Annotated in this window: 19 protein-coding genes; 13 read left to right on the forward strand and 6 right to left on the reverse strand. The window is 40.6% G+C overall.

Annotation, left to right across the window (positions count from 1 at the left end; translation table 11 throughout):
- Positions 1-5 precede the first annotated feature (5 nt).
- The 3 genes from BMX50_RS19595 to BMX50_RS19605 all read left to right on the forward strand — a co-directional run bounded on the left by BMX50_RS19595 (position 6) and on the right by BMX50_RS19605 (position 2,806).
- Positions 6-440, forward strand: coding sequence for a cupin domain-containing protein (locus tag BMX50_RS19595; protein WP_091212256.1), 435 nt, complete (start codon positions 6-8; stop codon positions 438-440).
- Positions 441-830: 390 nt separating this feature from the next.
- Positions 831-1,790: an alpha/beta fold hydrolase gene (locus tag BMX50_RS19600; RefSeq protein WP_091212260.1), complete on the forward strand. Its 960-nt coding sequence runs from the start codon at positions 831-833 to the stop codon at positions 1,788-1,790.
- Between the two features lie 53 nt (positions 1,791-1,843).
- Positions 1,844-2,806, forward strand: coding sequence for an MBL fold metallo-hydrolase (locus BMX50_RS19605; RefSeq protein WP_091212263.1), 963 nt, complete (start codon positions 1,844-1,846; stop codon positions 2,804-2,806).
- A 311-nt stretch (positions 2,807-3,117) separates the two neighbouring features.
- On the opposite strand, the gene BMX50_RS19610 is transcribed toward BMX50_RS19605, so the two are convergent.
- Positions 3,118-3,900, reverse strand: a complete 783-nt coding sequence (locus BMX50_RS19610; RefSeq protein ID WP_091212268.1) for an AraC family transcriptional regulator — start codon at positions 3,898-3,900, stop codon at positions 3,118-3,120.
- A gap of 181 nt (positions 3,901-4,081) precedes the next feature.
- Between BMX50_RS19610 and BMX50_RS19615 the strand changes: the two genes are divergently transcribed.
- The 4 genes from BMX50_RS19615 to BMX50_RS19630 all read left to right on the forward strand — a co-directional run bounded on the left by BMX50_RS19615 (position 4,082) and on the right by BMX50_RS19630 (position 8,727).
- Complete coding sequence (locus BMX50_RS19615) at positions 4,082-5,338, forward strand: TolC family protein (protein ID WP_167668022.1); 1,257 nt, start codon at positions 4,082-4,084, stop codon at positions 5,336-5,338.
- Positions 5,335-6,396: an HlyD family secretion protein gene (locus BMX50_RS19620; RefSeq protein WP_091212275.1), complete on the forward strand. Its 1,062-nt coding sequence runs from the start codon at positions 5,335-5,337 to the stop codon at positions 6,394-6,396. The genes BMX50_RS19615 and BMX50_RS19620 overlap by 4 nt, the downstream gene beginning before the upstream one ends.
- 2 nt (positions 6,397-6,398) lie before the next feature.
- Complete coding sequence (locus BMX50_RS19625; RefSeq protein WP_143065226.1) at positions 6,399-7,988, forward strand: MFS transporter; 1,590 nt, start codon at positions 6,399-6,401, stop codon at positions 7,986-7,988.
- Positions 7,989-8,334: 346 nt separating this feature from the next.
- Entirely contained in the window at positions 8,335-8,727 is a 393-nt protein-coding gene (locus tag BMX50_RS19630) for a phospholipase D-like domain-containing protein (protein ID WP_091212283.1), read from the forward strand.
- A gap of 224 nt (positions 8,728-8,951) precedes the next feature.
- Here BMX50_RS19630 and BMX50_RS19635 read toward each other — a convergent pair whose 3' ends face one another.
- On the reverse strand, positions 8,952-10,433 hold the full coding sequence (locus tag BMX50_RS19635) for a hypothetical protein (protein ID WP_091212287.1): 1,482 nt from the start codon (positions 10,431-10,433) through the stop codon (positions 8,952-8,954).
- A 133-nt stretch (positions 10,434-10,566) separates the two neighbouring features.
- Here BMX50_RS19635 and yiaA point away from each other — a divergent pair, with 133 nt between their 5' ends.
- Positions 10,567-11,034 carry an inner membrane protein YiaA gene (gene yiaA / locus BMX50_RS19640; protein ID WP_091212290.1) on the forward strand — a complete coding sequence of 156 codons (468 nt, stop codon included), beginning with the start codon at positions 10,567-10,569 and terminating at the stop codon, positions 11,032-11,034.
- A gap of 407 nt (positions 11,035-11,441) precedes the next feature.
- Positions 11,442-13,907, forward strand: a complete 2,466-nt coding sequence (locus BMX50_RS19645) for a TonB-dependent receptor domain-containing protein (protein ID WP_091212294.1) — start codon at positions 11,442-11,444, stop codon at positions 13,905-13,907.
- Positions 13,908-14,267: 360 nt separating this feature from the next.
- Here the strand turns inward: BMX50_RS19645 and BMX50_RS19650 are convergent, their stop codons facing one another.
- Together BMX50_RS19650 and BMX50_RS19655 are read right to left on the reverse strand one after the other, a co-directional pair.
- Complete coding sequence (locus BMX50_RS19650; RefSeq protein WP_091212298.1) at positions 14,268-14,942, reverse strand: NAD(P)-dependent oxidoreductase; 675 nt, start codon at positions 14,940-14,942, stop codon at positions 14,268-14,270.
- 11 nt (positions 14,943-14,953) lie between these two features.
- Entirely contained in the window at positions 14,954-15,430 is a 477-nt protein-coding gene (locus BMX50_RS19655; protein WP_143065227.1) for a DUF2214 family protein, read from the reverse strand.
- A 133-nt stretch (positions 15,431-15,563) separates the two neighbouring features.
- On the opposite strand from BMX50_RS19655, the gene BMX50_RS19660 reads away from it, so the two are divergent.
- Both BMX50_RS19660 and BMX50_RS19665 read left to right on the forward strand, forming a co-directional pair.
- Positions 15,564-16,190, forward strand: coding sequence for a MarR family winged helix-turn-helix transcriptional regulator (locus tag BMX50_RS19660; protein ID WP_091212305.1), 627 nt, complete (start codon positions 15,564-15,566; stop codon positions 16,188-16,190).
- A 124-nt stretch (positions 16,191-16,314) separates the two neighbouring features.
- Positions 16,315-17,112 (forward strand): carboxypeptidase-like regulatory domain-containing protein, encoded by a 798-nt coding sequence (locus tag BMX50_RS19665; RefSeq protein WP_167668024.1) that lies wholly within the window; start codon positions 16,315-16,317, stop codon positions 17,110-17,112.
- Positions 17,113-17,443: 331 nt separating this feature from the next.
- Here the strand turns inward: BMX50_RS19665 and BMX50_RS19670 are convergent, their stop codons facing one another.
- Complete coding sequence (locus tag BMX50_RS19670; protein ID WP_091212311.1) at positions 17,444-17,671, reverse strand: hypothetical protein; 228 nt, start codon at positions 17,669-17,671, stop codon at positions 17,444-17,446.
- Positions 17,672-17,953: 282 nt separating this feature from the next.
- Here BMX50_RS19670 and BMX50_RS19675 point away from each other — a divergent pair, with 282 nt between their 5' ends.
- The gene (locus tag BMX50_RS19675; protein WP_091212314.1) at positions 17,954-20,098 is read left to right on the forward strand and encodes an alpha-L-fucosidase; all 2,145 of its coding nucleotides are present in this window, start codon (positions 17,954-17,956) and stop codon (positions 20,096-20,098) included.
- A 51-nt stretch (positions 20,099-20,149) separates the two neighbouring features.
- Here BMX50_RS19675 and BMX50_RS19680 read toward each other — a convergent pair whose 3' ends face one another.
- The gene (locus BMX50_RS19680; RefSeq protein WP_091212317.1) at positions 20,150-21,100 is read right to left on the reverse strand and encodes a Smr/MutS family protein; all 951 of its coding nucleotides are present in this window, start codon (positions 21,098-21,100) and stop codon (positions 20,150-20,152) included.
- 155 nt (positions 21,101-21,255) lie between these two features.
- On the opposite strand from BMX50_RS19680, the gene BMX50_RS19685 reads away from it, so the two are divergent.
- Positions 21,256-21,762: a DUF892 family protein gene (locus BMX50_RS19685; RefSeq protein ID WP_091212321.1), complete on the forward strand. Its 507-nt coding sequence runs from the start codon at positions 21,256-21,258 to the stop codon at positions 21,760-21,762.
- The last annotated feature ends 83 nt before the right edge of the window (positions 21,763-21,845 follow it).

The raw sequence follows: 21,845 nt of genomic DNA on the forward strand, positions 1-21,845 counted from the left end.
ACAAAATGAAAGAGAAAATTGTGAAGACGGCCGAAGGGCAACGAATGAATGTACTCGGAGACAACCAGGTACTAAAATTAACCGGGAAAGATACTGGTGGACAGTTTGCAGTAATAATTCAAAACCTGCCGCCAGGGGTTGGTGTGCCTAAACACGTACACAACAATGACGACGAGCATTTTCATTTGCTTGAAGGCGAAGTACATTTTCAAGTTGGTGAAGATGAATATACTTTAAAAGCTGGCGATATGATCTTTTTGCCGCGCCATATTCCTCACTCTTTACGAGTAATAGGTGACCAAACCGCTATAGTAAGGCTTACCGTTGTACCGGCTGGTGCCGAGGATATGTTTATAGAACTGGATAAACTGCCCGAAGGCCCGCCTGATTTTGAAAAGGTAACAGAAATATGCGGCAGATACGGAGTAAGCTTTGTTTAACAACGCTGCGCAAAAAATAGCCGGGATCAATAAATATCATCGCACCAATGGCTGTTTAGCGGGGCCACACCGCAGGAAATTTCTGATGGTTTGCAAAACACTGTTATTCCGCGAGAGCTGATGATCTCAAATCTCGGTCGCTGGCCATTCACTACTGAATTTGGGGCAATGAAACTAAACGCGATTCATGGACCGCTTGCTTTATCCGGCTATCCGGGGGATTTTACAGTTGGTGCTATCACAACCGGTGAACGCCTCAGTTTGTCTTTAGCTACACGAGCAAAGCAAATATGGACGACATCCTAAAAAGGGCATACGATATTTTGGTGAGTAATTGCCAATCTTAATTGAGGGCAAGTTATCAAAAGCTGACTATTTAAACTAAACAATATGAAACGTACATTATCAATCATTGTGGTTCTGTTAACCGTAATAATTCAAAAAGTTGGGGCACAAGAACCCGTACCTGCACCTATTTCAATAGTTTCGGAGCAAGCAGTGCATTACAGAACAGTTAACGTAAATGGCATAAACATTTTTTACCGTGAAGCCGGTCCTAAAGATGGCCCTGTGGTATTACTAATGCATGGTTTCCCAACATCATCGTTTATGTTCAGGAACCTTATACCCATGCTAAGTGATAAGTTTCATGTGATAGCACCTGATTTACCAGGTTTTGGTTTTTCTGATTTTCCTCCCCGCGAAAAATACCAGTATACATTTGATAACCTGGCCCATACTATGCAGGGTTTCATCGATCAGATGGAACTTAAACATTTCGCCATTTACATTTTTGATTATGGTGCACCTGTAGGTTTACGGCTCGCCGTTAGCAATCCCGAAAAGATCACCGGGATCATCACACAAAATGGCAACGCCTATAAAGAAGGACTACTGGATTGGGCCGGCGGTTTGGTACAAGCCTTTTGGGCCGATGGCTCAAAGAAGAACCGTGACGCGGTGCGAAAATTCTTTTCTGTAGATGCAACTAATTTCCAATACCACCAGGGTGTTATTGATAAAACGCTGATAGCCCCGGAAAGCATTTTGCTGGATCAGCACCTAATGGACAGGCCGGGCAACGTCGAAATGCAGCTTGATCTGTTGCGCGATTATCGCACCAATATTAAGCTCTACCCTACATTTCAGGAATATTTCCGGAAATATAAACCAAAAATCCTGGCAGTTTGGGGCTCTAATGATCCATACTTTTCTCCGGCGGGAGCAGAAGGTTACAAAAAGGATGATCCCAATACAACCGTGAAATTTTATAATACAGGGCACTTTGCACTGGAAACTAATGTGAAAGAGATTGGAGCGGATGTATATAGCTTTCTATCAAGCCTTTAAAAGGTTTGATAGAAAGTTTTTGTTGCTTAATGACACTAATTAAAATCCATATCATGAATGCACAACAATCAAACACAATCAGTCGCCGCAGATTCTTAGGGACAGCCGGCTTTCTCGCCACAGGCCTGTGGCTTGCACCTAAAAACCTCTTTGCCTTTCAGGAGGCCACAAGCCCTGTTGTAACTATCATCAATGCTGCTAAAACTGCTAAGGTAACCGTAACGCCATTACGTAAAAACATAAGCATGCTGGAGGGCTCGGGTGGTAACATTGCCGTGTTGAACGGCCCAGAAGGTAAACTAATGGTTGACGGCGGCATCGGGGTTTCTAAAGCCAATGTTTTAGAAGCTTTGAATTCAATCAGCGCCAACCCTGTCAAATTTTTGATCAACACACATTGGCACTTTGATCACACTTTTGGCAACGAATGGCTCCATGGCGAAGGCGCCACCATCGTAGCGCAGGATGTCACGAAAAAACACCTCGAAAGCACAGTAAGGGTTGATGATTGGAATTACACATTCCCTCCTATGCCAAAAGCGGCCTTGCCAACCATGGTTTATTCGAAAGAACATAAAATGAATTTCAATGGTGAAGCCATCCATATCAGCACATATAAACCATCTCATACAGACGGCGACTCATCGGTTCATTTTGCTAATGCCGATATTTTGCATGTAGCCGATACCTTTTGGAATGGTTATTTTCCTTTTGTTGATTATTCAACCGGTGGAAGTATTGATGGTATGATTGCCGCTTCAAAGCAAAATATAGCCAGAGCAGGTAAAGACACCATTGTGATACCAGGTCATGGCCCACTTGGTAACAAAGCTGATCTTATGGAGTTTCATGAAATGCTTGTAACAGTGCGCGAAAAAGTAGCATCGCTAAAACAAGCTGGAAAATCTTTAGACGAAATTATCGCAGCCAAGCCAACCGAAAAGTACGATGCAAAATATGGTGGTTTTGTTATATCAGGTAAAATGTTCACCAATCTTGTTTATAAAGGCGTATAAAATAGCGGCTAATGAAACCTGGCAATCTATGTTAGGCGCTATTAAAATTTGCGATTACTCAATTACAAGAAAGCCCCTGCAGATCCATGGGCTTTCTAATCTGTAGGTCTTTGGTTCGAATCCCAATGGGATCACATCTTGTTATAGCCTCTTAGTTTATCTAAGAGGTTTTTTTATTGACTAAAATGGGCTACTGATATTTTGAACGCTGTTTTGCTACTTGTTAATTGATAATTGAATGGATCGCTGATTCGTTCACCAAATAAAACAACGGCACACCGCGCAGTTATTTTACCTTAAGGTTTTGAGCATCAATGTTTAATAAACGCTGAAGGGCGCGATTTAGTAAACTGGTAAAAAGTATTGCTGAACGACGAAAGACTTTGATATCCTGTTGCAAAGGCAACTTCACTCATGGTCATATCTGTTTGCAGGATCATTTCAAAAGCTTTCACCATTCGTAATAACTTTAGGTATTGTAAAAAAGATATACCCAGGATAGATTGGAACTGCCGGGACAGTGAACGCCTGCTTAAGCCAAAGCGATCGCCAACGCTTTGAATAGTATGCGGATCGGCAATATTTTCTTCCATGTAATCCATAATGGTGCGCATACGCTCATTTTCGGTGGAGGGTAGCGCAATTGGTAACACATGGGTGCTCATTTCAGGAAGAATATTTTTTATAGTAGTCAAAAACTGGTAGCGACTATCCTCGGGGTGTACCGGCCCTTCCCAGGTATCGGTGTATTTAATCATTTGTAATAGCAGGTCGCTGATAGGATATATACCTACCTTGCTATAAAAGGGATCGCGCCCATCGTCATAAACATAAAAAAAGATTGACCTTAACACAGTAGCCGAATGGCTTACTTTAAGAATATGCTCCAAACCATGTGGTATCCAGAAATAATGCCGGGCTGGTATTACCAGGGTTTTATTTTTGATATGTACGTAAGCTATCCCGCCCTCTACATACGATAGTTGCCCTTTTTTATGCTGATGCACCGGTATTAATCTTTCCAGCTTTTCATGCAGTACGTAAACTGATGTTGGCGCTTTATCGATATCAGGTAACGAAGCTATTAAACCCATCCGAATAAAATGATTTTGAGCGCGTGGCCCGAATCATCAAATATATGGCTTATTTAGGAAAACTTCATTTGACGGCGGCAGATAATTTCGCACCGTGAAAAAAATGATCGAGGGTAAGCTATTCATACTTATTGTCTTATTGCATTTAGTGCCGGCTAAAACATACAGCCAAGAGTTACAAATGTTGTCAGATACAGGGCATCGTTTGTCGCTTACGGCAGTATGGCATCTGGCCGACATTCAAAACAGAACCAATCAAGTCAAAAGCATACAGGTTAATCAGTTACAGGAAAATATTTTGGATGCCAAAGCAGAGCGGTTACCTGAGTTAAATGCGACCGGTGGTTTTGAAGAAGCATCTGATTTGCCAATTTATACCAATGGAGTGCTCAATGCGCCAAAGTTGCACAACATTGTTCATACACGTTACCGCTTAGGTGTTGATGGTACTTTGAATATATATAATGGCAATAAAACAAATCTGAAAATAGAAGAACAGAAAACGCTAAAGGAATTGGAAGTAATTCGCCAGCAGGCAACAGTTGCCGATATCCGGTTACTGGCAGCAGCTTACTACCTTGACCTCAAAAAGAGTTATTTATTTAAAGCACTCGTTGAAAAAAACATTGCAGATCAGGAAAGGCAACTTGCAAAAATCAGTGTATTCCTGCAGCAGGGTGCTATCCTTAAAAGTGACTTGCTTCGTGCACGGTTAAAGCTATCCAACCAGCGGGTGTCATTAATTCAAATCCAGAACGACATCCTGATCGGTACCCAAAAACTCAATATCTTAATAGGTCGACCGGATAATGATACCATTATCCCGATAGATTCGCTTCAAACTGACCAAAGTGACCTTAAGCCTTATGATGAATATTTAAACGGGCTGCCCCAGGTATATAATAATCGGATATCGGATAAAGAAAAGTCACTCAGCGAAATTCGTTTGAAAAATGTAAAGGCGAATGTTGGCCTGAAAGTAGGCTTATACGGAAATTTTCAATATGCTTATCCTGAAAATTTTCTTTACCCGTACTATGCAAACGTATACTCGCTTGGCGTTGCCGGTATTAAAGTATCATACCCGTTATCAGGCTATTATCTGAATGCGCATAAGCAAAAAGCAGCTATGCTGGAAGTTCAGAAACAGCAGCTGCTTTCATTAGATGTTCAGGACAAAGTACGGCAGCGTATAACCGAGGCGTACGTACGCTTAACCGAAGCTCGTACCAAAGTAACTGTAGCCCACGATAATGTTTCGGTTGCTGCCGAAAATTACCGGATTGTAAAAAACACTTATTTCAACCAGGCTTCGCTGATCACCGACCTTTTGGATGCCGACGTTCAGTTGCTGCAAGCCAATTTTGACTTAGTGAGCAGTGAGGTTACCGCCCAGCTTCAATATTATCAACTCCAAAACACATTAGGCACGCTATGACTGCTAAAAAAAATAAATATACAGTAACCGATCAAACCGTCACTCGTGTAACCTCAGCGATAGCAGGTGTAATAACAGTGGCACTTTGTGTGTGGGGGATAATCTCGTTCTGGACTTATTATCATTATGAAGAAACCAATGATGCCCAGATTCAGGAATATATTAATCCGGTTATAGCACGTGCCGGAGGATTTATTGTAAAGATCAATTTTGAAGAAAATCAGGAAGTCAAAAAGGGCGATACCCTCATCGTTATTGACAGTCGCGAATCAAAAATTCAGCAAAAACAAACTTCAGGTTCGCTTCAAAACGCACAGGCCCAGCTCAAAGTTTTGCAAAGTAATGTATATACGCTTAAACGGATTGCAGAGGCTGGCAAGGCGACAATCGCAGCTGCAAAAGCCCGGTTGCTTAAGCAGCAACAGGATTATACCCGTACATTGAAAATGTATGAAGCTGAAGCTGCCACTAAACAGCAGTTGGAAAACAATAAAGCGAGTCTTGATATAGCCCAGGCTGATTACGAGGCTGCACAAAATAACTATCAGGCTTCTGTTGCCAAAGTTGGAGATGTGACAACGCAACAGGATGTTGCCCGTGCCGATATAAATCGGATCCAGGCCACGTTAGAGCGGAGCAAGCTGGATGTTAGCTATACCGTAGTCACCGCACCTTATAATTGCCGCATAGGACGGCGCACTATAGAACAGGGGCAAATGATAGATCCCGGCCAAATACTGGCCTATATCGTTAACCAGGAATCTAACAAATGGGTAATAGCAAATTACAAAGAAACGCAGGTAGCTCATTTGAAAATAGGGGAAGAAGCGGAGATCGAGGCTGATGCCTATCCGGGTCAAACGTTTAGCGGGCGCATCATTTCCTTGTCCCCGGCTACGGGATCAAGCTTCTCCATTAGTCCTCCCGACAACGCGACAGGAAACTATGTAAAGATCGTGCAGCGTATTCCGGTTCGTATTCAGTTAACAGATAGCAGGGCAACAACAGCCGGTTTGGTAGCGGGTATGAACGTTAATGTCCGGCTAAAAAAACTATAATATTGAAAGAGGTTATTCCATTATTTAAGGCATGGGTACCTATGTGGCTCATCAGGATCACCATGTTTGTGGTGATTTTGCCCAGCCTGGCGCTAATGTTTTTGCCGTTATCAAATGTACCTGCTGCTGCCGGCTATTACGGCATTGAACCAGCCGATGTGCAATATGCCGTTCTGGTATATTACGCGGGGTATACCGCCTTTTTTATTTTAGAAAAAAGGTTTTTCAGTTATTTGGCTGCTAAAGAATACTTTTTTGTATTTACCATACTGCAAATAATAACGAGTTATGCTTGTTATCATACGCAAAATCTGGTGGTTCTGCTCCTGATTCGCTTTATCCAGGGAATGGGGCTTGCGAGTACAGGTAACCTGGGCATGTCTATTATCTTTAATCGTATCGGAACTGAAAGGGGCAGGGTTGTGAGCTATACGGTTTACTTTGGGATGCTTGTTTGCATGATACCCTTTAATAACTTCGTTACTGCAGATTTGATTGATTCGTTCGATTTTAACGTGATTTATAAACTTGCCGTATTTGCTTATTTACCCGGTTTGATCCTGTTAGGCGTTACTATGAATAATGTACGGCTAAATATAAAGTTTCCGTTGTATTTGCTTGATTGGCCGAGTTTTTTGCTTTTTAGCTATTTCTTATGTGCGTTGGGCTACCTGGTGGTTTACGGGCAAGAACGTTATTGGCTGGAAGACCGTGGTATTTGCGTGGCTGCTTTAACCGGGGCGTTTTCTGTATTGACTTTTATCATCAGGCAGGTTCACCTGAAGCGCCCTTATTTTAACCCTGGTGTTTTTAAATATCGTAATTTCATGGTGGGCGGGGTGGTTCTTTTTACACTTTATTTATGCCGTTTTACCTTAAATTTTTCTTCTGCGTTTTTCTCTTCTGCTTTTGGATTTGACCCTGCTCATGTATCCTACATGAATCTCTTAAACATCTTGGGGATAGCTGTGGGGGCACTTATTTCATGGGCGCTGCTGGTGCAGCATCGCCCTATCCGGCTAATATGGATTTACGGTTTTTCTGTCTTATTAGCATTCCACATCTGGATGTACAGCCTTTTTAGTTTGCATGGTGAACCTCATGCTTATTTCATTCCCTTGTTTTTGCATGGCTTTGGTGTAGGGCTGCTTATTGCTCCAACCATTATTTTTATGGTTGCTGCTGTGCCGGTAAAAATGGTCGATACATCGGCAGGGATATGCCTGTTTGTAAGATGCCTTGGTTTTTATGTCAGCATTGCCTTGATCAACTACTTTGATCTGCTTAACCGGGGAAAGCATTTGAATGCGCTTAAAGAGCAATTTACTGCAGTTAATCCACTCGTTAGGCAAAACATACTTAAACAAACCAAAAATTTCGTTGCGCATGGTGTTTATAAGAAGCAAGCGGCCGGCGCAGCTGGTAGGCAGGTCACTAAACAATTAATGCTAAACGCCCAACTCAGATCGGCAATGGATTACTACGCAATGATCATTGGCCTAATACTTCTGACATTGATATTTGTGGCCTGGGTGCCTTATATTAACCGAACAATTGTTCGCTTAAGGAAAAATCAGCCTGCACCTATATAAAATTTAGTGGGGTACTTTTATGAGTCAGGTTGATCTGCTCAGTTAGTGAAACATAAAAATGCTCAATTTGGCGTAAAGTGTTTTTATAAGGCTTACATCAGCATGGCAGAGGTTTGTTTTTGAATTTAGGATGGTTCGATTCTTATCCATTAAATTTTAACTTTTTTTAGATAGTACCCACCTTAATAAAAAAGGCATTAGCTCTCCTTTTTTTAATATTCGATTTCTTATTCAATAACTTCAGAGTGTAAAGACCATTACCAATACACCTGGCCGCTTTGTATATGGAATATCTGACAAAAAAGTTGGCGGGCTTGATCTTAAAGTACCAGATGGCAATGAACCGGTGGCCTATCCGGCTGCTTTGCTGTCTGATGTGCCCGAACCTTTTAAAAGTGAATCAGCTGGCGGCTCGGGTATTCATATGCACCATAAATTTGTTGTGATTGATTTTGACCTGCCTACAGCGCGTGTGTACACTGGCTCTTATAACTTCTCAATCGCTGCAGATGAAGACAATGGGGAAAACCTCTGGTGCTTCGATGATCGTCGTATAGCTGTAGCCTATATGATCCAGGCAGTCACCATGTTTGATCATTATGAGTGGCGTGATGCTCATGCTAAAGTCCCGGGCGGAAAACTTTATCTCAAAACGCCTCCGGCTCCTGGCGGAGCTACCTGGTTTGATGAAGATTTCTCTGATCCGCAGAAAATAAAAGACAGAGTACTGTTTTCTTGATAGAACAATAACGTGGTTTAATAGACCTGAAATTATCCTTAAATCCCGGATGATTTTTTAAGTGAATTCAATTACTATACTTAAAGAAGCACGCTGTAAAGCAAGCTTCTTTTTTTATGCCACTAAAATTTTATAAACAGGTATCAGTGACCGGCAGCATTTGTGGAAATTAAGCATATCATTCCAAAGCTATAGTGCGTATCATATCTTTCATGGCTGTTATCTTATACAAGTGTTAAAACTACCCTGTAAGCGGTTTTTTTCTCCCAGTGCGCTATCAACCAGGCTATAAAGCTCAAAGTGAAGATGTCGTTATTTTCTGCCCGGTTCAGCAGATCTAAAACTGCCTTTTTATACGTTGTTTCAAAAGCCACATCCGGTTTTAACATGTATTTTTCAACCAGCTTCAAAAATAATAACACACGTTCTTCCGAGGTTTTAAGCAGATATTTCTTATATCGCCGTCGGAAGCTGTTTAGCCGTGACATGGCAAGCTCGATGTTGGAGAACTGTGCATGGACTAAAATTTCCATCAAATTCTTTCGAATAGTCCATAGCATACCCATTTTTTTCTCGTACCAGGCATCAGTACGCGTTAGTAAAGTCAGCTGTTTTAAACTTCCCCGGTCATTGCAGAGGGCTAAAAACATGGTCAGGCATATTCGTAAATCCTCAATATCTTCAGGTTTGGATGTATGCTTTGTATTGGAAAGACAATTCTGTAATAGCGAGATCGCGTCGTGCGCATAGTCGGTAAAAAACAGGTTAAGCGCAGAAAGTAACTGGTGACGCAGGTAAAACAGCGCATAATACCTGCTATCCGTTTCCATTAAATCCATCATTTCCCGGAGATAGGAGGTACTCCCTGCGAAGTTCTTTTGCCGTAGATGAAAGTTTGCCAAATAATATAAGATGGATATATGGTAAAAGAGATAAGATTGTGTTTTATAGGGCTGGTTTTGTATAAATTGATTTGTTCGGTTGATATAGCGCTCTATCAATCCGTAATTCTGCTGTATGGCAGCGTATTCATTCGCAATGAAAAGAATTTGATAAATGGATTTATAAGTCATGAGGTCCTGCGCAGAAATTTTGTATTTCCGGATCGTGGTTATCATCAGTGAAGTCAAATTAACAACCTTCCCTTTCAGGTGTATCTCCTGCAGTTCCTGCCTCAAAAAGGCATACGCTATGTTGAGCTTAGCCTCGCGTTGCATTTGCAACTGGTTCTGCATAAAGCGTGTGGTCAAATCTTCGAAATCCTCAGCGCCCGGCAAATGGGCGTACTGCAGCTTCAATAGCAAGAGTTCATTCAATAAATTGAACTGCTCCAGATGTCCGGCCAGTCGTTCGGCCTTTTCCAAGCATTTGAAGGCTATTTTAGGTACATCATTTTCTAACAAAAAACGCCCAACTACAACCAGGCGCAATGCATCGTAGGTGTCGGAGTGGCTGCTTTCAAAGGTTTTCTGAGATAAGAACAGCAGTAAATTGTCCTGCAATCTTTTGCGTAAAGCATGATAAGCATCATTGTTTTTCTCAGGCTTATAAAGCTTGTTTATTCCATCTATATCGTCAGTTTCTATCAAATCAAGTAACTGCAGGTTTTTTACGTCCAGTCTTTTGTTTTTTCGTTGTAAAAACTGCCTGAATAGCTTTTTGTCATTGCTATTTAGCAGGTTAGTTAATTCTGAAAGTGAATCCATTTAAGTTTATTAACGGATATAAAGATATAATAATTGCAAAATTATATCGTCAGTAAATTACGTATTCTGGTTTTTTTAGGTCTGCTTTCCGGCCGACATTTGCTTTCATATTAATCAATAAAACAAAACAAATATGGAACCGCTACAAAACAAAACAGAAGAAAATTCATCCTTAGTAAAACACAGTGATAAGGTTAGAAATCCGTTTAAACCAACTGCCGCGTTTATAGGCGCATCCTGGTTTGCCTTATTAGCAGGAGTGGTGGGCTATTGCATTGGCCTATGGAATGCAGGTATGGAGTTGAACGAAAAAGGTTATTATTTCACCATTTTATTATTTGGCTTATTTGCAGTGATTTCGGTACAAAAAAGTGTGAGGGACAGGGCCGAAGGACTCGTGGTTACGGATCTTTACTATGGCCTAAGCTGGTTTGCCACAATCGCGGCGATGATCCTGTTAACAATTGGCCTGTGGAATGCAGATTTGGCCAGAAGTGAAAAAGGCTTTTACGCCATGGCGTTTTGCTTAAGTATGTTTTCGGCCATTGCTGTACAAAAAAATACCCGCGACGCAAGGATGTTTGAGGATAAAGAGATGTAACGTAGCGGTTGCCGCCCCGCAGCGCCTTGCTTTGCAGGCCTGCGGGGTTTATTTACGTATAAGATTTGGATTACTGAAGTAATAGCCTCTTAGATTAGCTAAGGGGCTTTTTATTGTTGTTGCCTTTTGTGCAACATCATCGTCCTTGTGATAAAAGTGTATCATTCACATCCTGCTTTAAGTTATAGTATAATAGCGGCTTAAAGTTCTCGATTTCAACATTAAAATCGTTCGACCGGCAATAAAAATCGACAAGCGTCATGAATTTACAGACGAAAGCCAGTATAAATTTCTGTAATGATCTTTTCGGACATTTTAAGGCGAACGTCGATTAGTTTATCGTGTCCGTCTATCGCGTTTTAAGGCTTAAGTGCCATTACCTTTCTTTGTGTCGCAATAACGCAATTATGAATAAGTTACTTCTTCTATATTTTTTACTAATAGCTTCCCTCACAGCAAAAGCGGGCGATGGCAAATCTATTATTACCGGAACGCTTGTCGATTCGGCCAGCCGCCAGCCGGTAGGCTATGCTTCTGTAGCTGTTTTGGAACAGGCAACAGGTAAACCTGTATCTGGTGTAATGGCCGACGGGAACGGTTTATTTACCATCGGCAGGCTCGCAGCGGGCACATATCGCCTCAAAATTACTTTCATTGGTTATGCCGACAAAGTAGTGCCGAACCTGCAAATGGCCGAAGGTGCTACGCTTAAAGTAGGGGCTATTGTGATGAGTGCAAACGCTAAAGCTTTAAGTGAAGTTAGGATCACCGCTAAAAAAGCCTTGATTGAAGAAAAGATTGACCGCACGGTATACAATGCTGAAAACGACCTTACCGCACGTGGTGGCGACGCAACAGATGTTATGAAACGCGTCCCTATGGTGTCGGTTGATCTTGACGGCAATGTGAGCGTAAGGGGAAGTTCAAATATAAAAGTGCTGATCAACGGCAAACCTTCGGCTATGATGTCGGCCAGTGTTTCTGACGCCCTAAAGCAAATCCCTTCCGATCTGATCAAAAGCGTAGAGGTTATTACTTCACCATCTGCTAAGTACGATGCCGAAGGTTCGGGTGGTATTTTGAACATCATATTGAAGCAAAATAATCTTGAAGGATTATCGCTAAATATAAATACCACAGCAGGTACGCGTGGCTCGGGCTTGGGCCTGAATGGTGGTTATAAAGTGGGCAAGTTCAACTTTTCGTTAGGCGGCTTTGGCAGGGCCAGTTATAATACCCCCGGTGATTTTACCAACAGCCAAACAGTAACCAGCTTAACATCTAATGATGTGAGCCTTACAACACAGTCGGCACGTACTAAAAACAGCGGATTGATGGGGCGTTATAACTTTGGCGTAGATTATGACATCAATGATCATAACTCTTTAAGCCTTGGCCTGGTATTAGGTGCTAATAATCGCCCTGTACAGCAGAATGATTTCTTTACACAAAGCTATCTCAATGATGTATTAACCGGTTCAACCTTGCAGAATAACAAGATCACAAACAATTCAAACCAAATTGATGCTACGCTAACTTATACCCACACCGGCAATACCCCGCAGCGCGAATTCAGTTTCCTTACCGCTTTCAGTCAAAATAACCGCAACTATAATTTTGAGAATATTTTTTTGAACCAAACCGACGGCTCTGTTACCAATGGCCTAAAAAACCTGAATAACAGCGTAAACAAAGAGTTTACGCTTGAGGCCGACTACCAAACCCCGACATTCAAAAATCAACTGCTTGAATTTGGTGCAAAAGATATCATCAGAACTGTTAGCAGCGATTATGCATATTATAGTGCCTCTGACGGTTCGCTGAATTATCAGCCTCTAACATCGGCAAGCTTGTCCAACTCATTTAACTACAAACAAAACGTTGCTTCTACGTATTTGTCGTATACGTTAAGCCCTTTTAAAAATTATACATTAAAGGCTGGTGCGCGTTACGAGTATACCAGTATTACGGCCGATTTCGAAACCGGATCGGCGGTAAGCATACCCAACTACGGTGTGTTGGTCCCCAGCTTAAACCTGGCACGTAAATTTGATAACGGGGATATGCTCAAATTGGGTTATAACCGCCGGATACAACGCCCTTCGCTGGAGTACTTGAACCCCAATGTTCAGGCTGCAAATCCGTTGAGTATTACTGTGGGCAATCCGGCCCTGCAGCCCGAGTTTACCAACAATTTTGAACTGGCCTACAGTACGCATATTAAAAACAATAACTTCAATATATCGGCATTTATGCGTAATACCAACGATGCCATACAAACTATCCGTACCGGTAGCGGAGATACAGTAAGGACTACCTATCAAAATTTAGGTAAGCAAAACGCCTATGGCATGAGCTTGTCGGCCAATCTTTCGCCAATAAACAAGTTGAACCTCAACTTTGGTATTGACCTTTATTACCTGACTTTAAACAACCAAAATCCAGACCCAACATATTATGCTTCCAACCACGGTTGGGTATATAATTACCGGATGTTTGGCAGCTATGATCTTTCGGATAAATACGCCATACAAGCCTTTGCTTTTCATCGGTCTAACCAAATCCAGTTGCAGGGTTACCAGGGAGGGTTCGGGGTTTATAACCTGAGCTTCAACCGTTATTTCGCAAATAAAAAAGGTACCATTGGTATTGCGGGAGACAATTTCTTGAGCAAGGGTTATAAAATCCCTACCGTAGTATCATCGGGGAACATTAGCCAAACTGCTATGAACGTCAATTACATCCGCAGCTTTGAGATTAAGCTTAGTTATAAGATTGGTGGATTGACAAACAAGCCGAGCAAACCAAAAAAGACGATCAACAATGACGACCTGAAACAAGACGGCGGCGATAACAGTAGTAGCGGAAAATAGATAAAAAGTTTAAGTCTCTTTGCTAAATAGCGGATAGCCGGAAATACAAATATGAAGTCAATCAAATAATTTGCTGAGCACTTTTATGATGGCTTTGTATTCAAGGGTTGGGCAACGGTTAAGATGTATCGATGCCCAACTTTTGTGATAACCGGTTCTTCATCTTTCTAACCGCTGTTATTTTACCATTACTTTCAACAATATACTTTTAAAATCGTGCTCAGATATTCTGTAAGTGCCGATCTGCGCGTATCCTGCATTAAATCTTATTGATTACTTCCTCATGAATGATTAGGGGATGATTTAATAAGTGCTTCTTTTGTTTAAAACCATTTTAGTCATAATCGTGGTTCTAATGATTTAATAGCCTATTTCAACAATGGTGTTATAGGTTGCCTGATTGCTAATGTTATTAATGATAAAGTGCGCAACATCGGCTCTCGATATTTTCAGGCAATTTTTAAGAAACGTGTCGATGGCTATTCGGTACTTGCCACTAACGGTTTGGTTTGTAAGTTGCGGAGGACGGATGATTGTCCAGTCGATATTATTGCTTTGTTTTATCAGTGCCTCCATCCTATGCAAATCGGCATACATGTGTTTTAGTAGTTTTTGAACAATATATTTTTCAATTAGCCTGACATAAAACGGCAGTACCGGACTTATCTCAATAGCACTTGCCGATATAAGGAACAGGCGTTTTATACCTTTTTGGTTCATCACTTTTAAAACATTTGCATTGCCCTCCGAATACAAAGTTGTTGGTTTATCGGCGCCGAAGCCACCGGCTACACCTATTGCTGAAATTATTGCATCCTGATTTTCAAAATGATCTTCAAAAGCACCGGGGTGCATAACGTCACCGCTTACTTTTTTAAGATTTGGGTGTTCGATTGTCAGTTTTGCCGGATTGCGCAGTATTGCCGTAACCAGATGGCCTGCCTGTAATGCTTGTTCAACACATTGTAGGCCAATACCGCCGTTTGCACCTATAATCACTAATTTATGGATAGGGAAATTTTGCTGATTTTTCATTTTTTTTGCAGTTAATTAAATTTAAAAACGCTTAAAAAAACTATACTGAAAAACAGCGCCAGCTGTATTGCAAAAAAGATATTAAGGTTTGTCTTAATTTGGTTTATCTGTTCTGTCAAGTAAGCTCCGTTTTTGTTGATGATGGTTCGTAGCTTTTCGCCCTGTCTTCTGCCAAAAAGAATTCCGTTCAGCATCAGTATTAAAACAATCCCTATTTTTATTCTAAACCATAATTGCTCACCAAATACGCCATGGGTTAGAGCCATCATACCAATGCCTGTTGTAACCAGTAAGGCAGCACCTATCCCAATCAACCTTGATGATCTGGATGTGCCGGCAAGTACGCCTTTTGATTTTGCTAAGTCTTCGTCGAAATACTTCCAAAAAATTTTAAAAATGGTAAAATCAATTATGGTAGTGCCCGCCATTATGGTTAGCCCTGTTAGGTGTAATACTAATAAAGCTGGTAAAAAAGTTGATGCGTTCATTTTATTGATAATTAAATTTTTATTATTTGTTATGCCATATGGTACTAAATTAATGCAATAATATACCAAAAGGTAGTAAATAGCAAATATTTGTAGCGATTTTTATAAATTTGATACCAAAAGGAAGTAACGCGTGAATAAAACAGTTGAATTGGTTAAGCTTTGGGGTGATTATGAAATGCAAAATCCCGAATGTAGCTTGGATGATTTTTTTCGGCATCAGGTGACTGCAACAGCAATAGATGAAAAGAATGCTGTGCCCGATTGGCAGCTAAGGCCCGGGATAAATGGCAGGCTCATGATTTTAATAAGGCGAATTGGTAAATATCATATGGTTTATTCAAACAAAGCGCTTGAAGGTACCGGGCTCGATCAGATAGAGGAGTTTGGTATATTGGTTACTATTTTTAACCAGGTTAATCCAATAAAATCTGAAGCTATTTATAATAATATAATCGAACTATCAAGCGGTACCAATATGCTTAACAGGCTAAAAAAACGCGGACTGATAACCGAATATGACGATATTGATGATAAACGTATTAAGCGTTTAAAGTTAACAATCCTTGGAGAGGAAACACTGGGGAAAGCCAAAGTACGTGTACTTGAAGTAGCGCGAATGATGACCAATGTACTAAGCGAAGAGGATAAACAACTTTGCTTTCAACTGCTTAACCCGGTCAGTGAAAAGTTTGACGGCACTTTTCAAAAATTTAAGAATAAAGGTTTTGACGAGATCTTTGAGGCTATGATGAAATAGGTTGCTTTTTTGCCGGAGTTGAGGCATGCGACGGCAGCAAATGTTAATGTTTGTTAAAAGCGTACGGGTTTATAATTTATACGTATATTTAGTTAACCTACTTTACCTGTTAACTGAACCCGTCATGAAAACATTGAAACTAACTTCTGCAGTTATATTGATGCTTCTGTCAATGAACTCATTTGCCCAGCGTATTAAAGGAATTGTGATTGATAAGGCTACTTATTTGCCGGTAGCCAATGCTTTTATCAGTACACCTACTTCGAAAAACATAAGCAACGCCGAAGGAAAGTTTGTGCTGGCCAATGTAAAACCCGGCGATACTTTGAGGATTAATAGTATAGGTTACAAGCCATTCAGGCTCATAGTCAGTTTTTTAAAATTTGATACTTTAAGGTGTTATATTGAACCTGATGCAACCGTTTTGAGTGAGGTGAAAATCAGGGGCAGGCGTAACGCTAAAGCCGATTCATTGCGCAACCGGAGGGAGTTTGCCTCTGCTTTTGCCTATCGTGGTTCAACCATAAAAGATGCATTTATAACACGCCCGGCTGATCTTGATTTTGGTAAACCCAGCAATCATATCAATGCAGATAAAAGTACCGCAACTATTTTAAGTATCAACCTGCTTTCAGTGATTGATATGCTGGGTAAAAACAAAGCCCCGCAGTCAAAGCTGCAAAAAATCCTGCTTAAGGACGAAGAAGATGAGTACGTCGACCGGTTTTTTTCGCCTGAAAAGGTAAGTTCAATAACCAGTCTCAAAGGCGATTCGCTTCAAAACTTCATGAACCAATATCATCCCGATATTAAAAAGGTAAAAAAGATGAGCGATTATGATATGATCAGCTACATCAGAAAAAGCTATGCCGATTACCTTAAATCAGGAAGCAAACAAACAGTGCCGTTATTTGGAAGATAAAAAGATTAGCTTGCACGCTAAGATTGTATTGTGTGATGATTTTCTTACCGCTCAATTACCAGGTACTTTTTATTACAGTTGTAACAAAAATACCGTTTTAGCGGTAGCCAAAATGTCAATATTTTTAAAATGCGTGGCCTGCGGATCCTTTGGCCGGTATTGGTTTGGCATGTTGGGCAAAATGTGCGGCTATGCCTTTTTTCCGAAGGTTCATTTTCAGTATCTACAATATGCATAACATGAATACAATTAAACCCATTGTATCCTCATAGCAGGCTTTTATTGATTAATACCCAAAACTAAAAAGCGTACCTTTTTTAAGAGATCGCTTTTATGAGGCTTTGCTATTATATGGATTGCTCGTAAGCAACGGCGACTTTTTGTTAAACCTATTCCATTCATCAATATTTACCAGGCCGGGAGCAGTTGCATAATGCTTTTTACTTGTAGGGCACGTAACCATAAAACCCTTACGGTTTTGTGCAATTACCGGACGTGCACCGCATTCTTTGCAAGGCTCACAATGGATGTTTGGTTGAATTTGTATAGGTTCTGCCATTACTTTTTTTTAAAGGTTAAATAAACTCCAGCCATCCGGCCAGAGGATTTTAATTATGAATTAGGGTTTTGGCTGCGTCGTTACAAAGATGCAAATAATATTTTTATTAAAAAAATAGCAATTTTTCAGACGTACTTCACAATTATGCTGTGTGTTTATTGATAAAAGTGTAAAATAATGGTGAAAATGTGTGAAGATGTGTGTAATCTTGTTTACACCTGGCGGCTTTGGGTTTTGTTTATTAACAACTTTTTTACACTTTGAACTATCTAAATTTTTACCATGAAGAAAAGTCTTTGTTTCCTGCTGTTATTAATTTGTACCCGGTTTGCATTTGCACAGCCGCCCGAATCTTCAATAAAGCAATGGCAGGATCAAAAGTTTTCCATGTTTATCCATTTCGGGGGCATTTATTCGGTTTTGGGAGGCGTTTGGGATGGTAAACCTGTTACCCGGGGTTTAAGTGAGCAAATTCAGGCTCATGCAGGCATTTACAGCGATACGTACGCTAACCTCGCTAAAAACTTCAATCCGGCAAACTGGAATGCTGATAGTATTGCTTTGCTGGCTAAGGCAGCTGGGATGCGATCTATTGTACTTACCTCAAAGCATCATGATGGGTTTTGCATGTTTAAAACAGCTACTACCGATTTTAATGTAGTTGATGCTACGCCTTTTAAGCGCGATGTGGTAAAAGAAATGGCCGAAGCCTGCAAAAGGCATGGCTTGAGATTTGGCTTGTACTTTTCATTGATAGACTGGCATTACCCGCAGGCATCACCTATATCAAGCCATAATTCGGACTATGTAACCCCAGAGCATCATGAGTATAACAAAAAACAGGTAACCGAACTGTTATCAAATTACGGAACCATATCTGAGCTTTGGTTTGATATGGGATCGCAAAGCCCTGAACAAAGTAAAGAACTTTATCAACTGGTTCACCGCCTGCAGCCCGATTGTATGGTAAGCAGCCGATTGGGTAATGATCAGGGCGATTTTGCTGTTATGGGCGATAATCAATATCCTGATTATTCAATTGGGGTGCCGTGGCAGTCGCCGGCTTCATTTTTTGATGAAACCTGGGGCTACCGGTCATGGCAGAAACGCGGGAGCGAGGATGAAAAATATAAGGAAAAACTGGAAAGCCTGATCCGCGTGATCAGCAGGGGAGGGAATTACCTGCTCAATATAGGCCCCAAAGGAGATGGCTCAGTGGTTGGCTTTGAAAAAGACGTTTTATTAAAAATAGGTGCCTGGCTTCGCAAAAATGCCGAAGCTGTTTATGGCACCACTGCCGATCCGTTTTTTACAGCATTTAACTGGGGAAATATCACCAGTAAACCGGATAAACTTTATCTTTTTGTTACCTCGGTACCGGCTGATGGCTCAATCACTTTACCTGGCCTTGAAGGAATGATCAACAAGGCATCGGTTTTGGGCGAACACCAATCACTTCAATTTAAACAAACAACTGATGCTGCTGTGATCACTTTACCGGCAAATTTCGATAATGAAAAACAAATCAAGGTTATAACAGTTGACATCGCCGAAGGCTATAAAGTACAACCCATTCATATTATCAGAAGCAGCTACGGGCATATGGAGCTGGATGAGCATAATGCTTATAATTATTATAGTTCATCGGGCATTGATTATAACAGCAACTATCAAAGCACGGTAAAGCAGGCCTGGACAATTAAACCTACTGCTACAGGAAAATATCACCCCTCAATACAATATACCGATGAAGAAAAAGGAAGTATAATAGACTTTACCGTTAACAATGTAACTGCCACACTTAAGCTCGATAACGACAGGCTGATGAAGTACAAGGTTGATACCGCTAAAATTAAATGGGGGCCTCTATATATCACCGGGCCGTATTCAGCAGGTTTAGGCGGCTTAAATGGCGTTGCCGGCAAAATTGACATTACCAAGCCATATACTAACGATGCGGATAAACCATGGCAGCGCATGGACAGTTACAAAAACGGCCAGCTTATTGATTTGCCGGCGGGTATGGATAATGCCTATTATGTGCTGCAGAATATTAAAGTAGAAAAAGGTTTGATTTATGCACAGGTCAAAATTACAAGCGGAGATGGTATTATTGTTATGTTCAATGGCAAACAAATGATTATTAATAACAACCCCGGCAAGGCCGGTTCTGTAGATCATATCATCGGTTTGGATTTAATGCCCGGCAATAATCAGTTACTGATAAAGGTGTTCAATAACTTTAAAAAGAATATTCCTTTTGCCATTAACCACAGCATTCCGCAAAATATCTACATAAAAGATCTTGATCCTGTAATGTTTGATGCAAACAGGCTTTATCCGGTAAGTTTAAAACTGCATGATTCTGCATCACCGCATCAAACTTTAAAGCTGCCTAATCTCGAGGTTTGGTTCGCAAAAAAATAAAAAATCAGACTTACGAAGTTTTCAAAACTTCGTAAGTCTGAACAAAAATTGTTATTTCAATAGCACCTTAGTGGCGCCGTAGCCAAATTTTTCTTTACGGGCATCCATGAAGGTTTGTACTTTTTTATGCCTGCCCAATTGTTTATGCAGTTCATTGCGTAAGGTGCCATTGCCCGCACCGTGTATAAAAGTAATATCGGGTAGTTGATGCACAATGGCTGCATCCAGTGCTTTATGGAAATGTGCCAGTTGGATCTCCATGATTTCGGAGCTGCTTAAAAACTGGTAATCATCACGCAGCTTTTCTATATGCAGGTCAACTTCGCTAACCGGTTTCTCAATCACTATTTTTTCGGTAGGCGTTTCAAAAAAGCTTTCCTTTAGTTTTTGTGCATCAATAACCAATTCGGGTTCATCAAGCCTGATAAGCCAGCCCGGTTGGTTAAGCAATGGAATGTTCTTTTTTGTGGTCGAAAAATCCTTTGCTTTAAATTTTTCATGCACAGCTAAAGGCGCAGGAGGTTCAATATTCTGTTTGGTACTAAACAAAACGCTGAAAATAAATTTAGGCCAAACCTGCAGATCGGCCAGTTGTGCAGAGTACATATTTTCGGTTGATTTTGGTGCTATCACACCTGCAAATTCACCCTTAAACGTCTGTTGCTTATCGGTTGTTAAAGTAGCCAGTAACTGAAACGATGTTTCATTGATTAAATGAAAATGTACAACAGAGCTCGCCCTTGCATCGGTTACTACACCTATATAAACCCCCTTTTGTACAAATTCGCCTGGTGTTACTGGCTTTTCATCGGCTGTACTGGTGCTTTTTGTGGCTTCCGCCGGATGGTAACCATGAATATAGGTTACTTTACTGGCCAATACAGGAATCTCAAAATCGTCTTCGCCGGTAACGCCTATCATCTGCTCGTCGATGATGCGGGTTACAAAACCTTCCATTTTTTCATCAACAAACCGAACAAAATCGCCTAATTTATATTTCATAGTATTATGTTATTACTGTGCAAAGTTAATTTATCCGGGCACATCCGGCCTTATAATCAAACTTACTTATTTTAAGGTAAGTTTGATATGCATTTGTATGATTAACAGCTTTTAAGAAATATATCACTACAGCTATACACTTTTAACTTCATATCATGAGCAACAATACCCCTAAAACACTGGACAACGATTTGTTAAAACAGGTATTTGTCCACAACTTAAATCGTATTTATTTTGGTAAATGTTATCTTGATAAACACTTGGAACATCTGAAAGGCCTCGCTTCATTTACGGCATTGCAGCAGGCTATTCAGGAGTTTTGGGACGATATCAAGAAGCAGATAGAACGGATGAATAAGGTGTATACCCTGATCAATGAAATTCCGTCGGATAAGAACTGCAACCCTATAAAGTCCATTGTTAAAGATGAGTTTTGCCTGGACGAGGAGCAAACTTTACCGGTATTGCTGGATATGGATATTATGTTGTATCTGCAGCTACTTGAGCATATTAATATCACATCGTGCCATATGTTAATAATGGTGGCCAAACAGCTCAATTATGCTGAAGCTCAACAATTACTTACCGAATGTAAAGATGAATCAATTGACAACGATGAGTTGTTTACGCTTATTAGTAAAGAATATATAATTGCGGATTAAGTGTCTTGAAAAAAAGAAAGCCATCCGCATAGCGCAGATGGCTTAAATGTTAGTTATTTAATACCCCTATTAAAATAACTGGT

This window comes from Mucilaginibacter gossypiicola (assembly GCF_900110105.1).
Classification (GTDB): Bacteria; Bacteroidota; Bacteroidia; order Sphingobacteriales; family Sphingobacteriaceae; genus Mucilaginibacter; species Mucilaginibacter gossypiicola.

Bases quoted from the DNA above. Each gene is read 5' to 3' on its own strand.
- BMX50_RS19595 (WP_091212256.1), top strand. From the start codon at position 6: ATGAAAGAGAAAATTGTGAAGACGGCCGAAGGGCAACGAATGAATGTA.
- BMX50_RS19600 (WP_091212260.1), top strand. From the start codon at position 831: ATGAAACGTACATTATCAATCATTGTGGTTCTGTTAACCGTAATAATT.
- BMX50_RS19605 (WP_091212263.1), top strand. From the start codon at position 1,844: ATGAATGCACAACAATCAAACACAATCAGTCGCCGCAGATTCTTAGGG.
- BMX50_RS19610 (WP_091212268.1), bottom strand. From the start codon at position 3,900: ATGGGTTTAATAGCTTCGTTACCTGATATCGATAAAGCGCCAACATCA.
- BMX50_RS19615 (WP_167668022.1), top strand. From the start codon at position 4,082: ATGTTGTCAGATACAGGGCATCGTTTGTCGCTTACGGCAGTATGGCAT.
- BMX50_RS19620 (WP_091212275.1), top strand. From the start codon at position 5,335: ATGACTGCTAAAAAAAATAAATATACAGTAACCGATCAAACCGTCACT.
- BMX50_RS19635 (WP_091212287.1), bottom strand. From the start codon at position 10,433: ATGGATTCACTTTCAGAATTAACTAACCTGCTAAATAGCAATGACAAA.
- yiaA (WP_091212290.1), top strand. From the start codon at position 10,567: ATGGAACCGCTACAAAACAAAACAGAAGAAAATTCATCCTTAGTAAAA.
- BMX50_RS19645 (WP_091212294.1), top strand. From the start codon at position 11,442: ATGAATAAGTTACTTCTTCTATATTTTTTACTAATAGCTTCCCTCACA.
- BMX50_RS19650 (WP_091212298.1), bottom strand. From the start codon at position 14,942: ATGAAAAATCAGCAAAATTTCCCTATCCATAAATTAGTGATTATAGGT.
- BMX50_RS19655 (WP_143065227.1), bottom strand. From the start codon at position 15,430: ATGAACGCATCAACTTTTTTACCAGCTTTATTAGTATTACACCTAACA.
- BMX50_RS19665 (WP_167668024.1), top strand. From the start codon at position 16,315: ATGAAAACATTGAAACTAACTTCTGCAGTTATATTGATGCTTCTGTCA.
- BMX50_RS19670 (WP_091212311.1), bottom strand. From the start codon at position 17,671: ATGGCAGAACCTATACAAATTCAACCAAACATCCATTGTGAGCCTTGC.
- BMX50_RS19675 (WP_091212314.1), top strand. From the start codon at position 17,954: ATGAAGAAAAGTCTTTGTTTCCTGCTGTTATTAATTTGTACCCGGTTT.
- BMX50_RS19680 (WP_091212317.1), bottom strand. From the start codon at position 21,100: ATGAAATATAAATTAGGCGATTTTGTTCGGTTTGTTGATGAAAAAATG.
- BMX50_RS19685 (WP_091212321.1), top strand. From the start codon at position 21,256: ATGAGCAACAATACCCCTAAAACACTGGACAACGATTTGTTAAAACAG.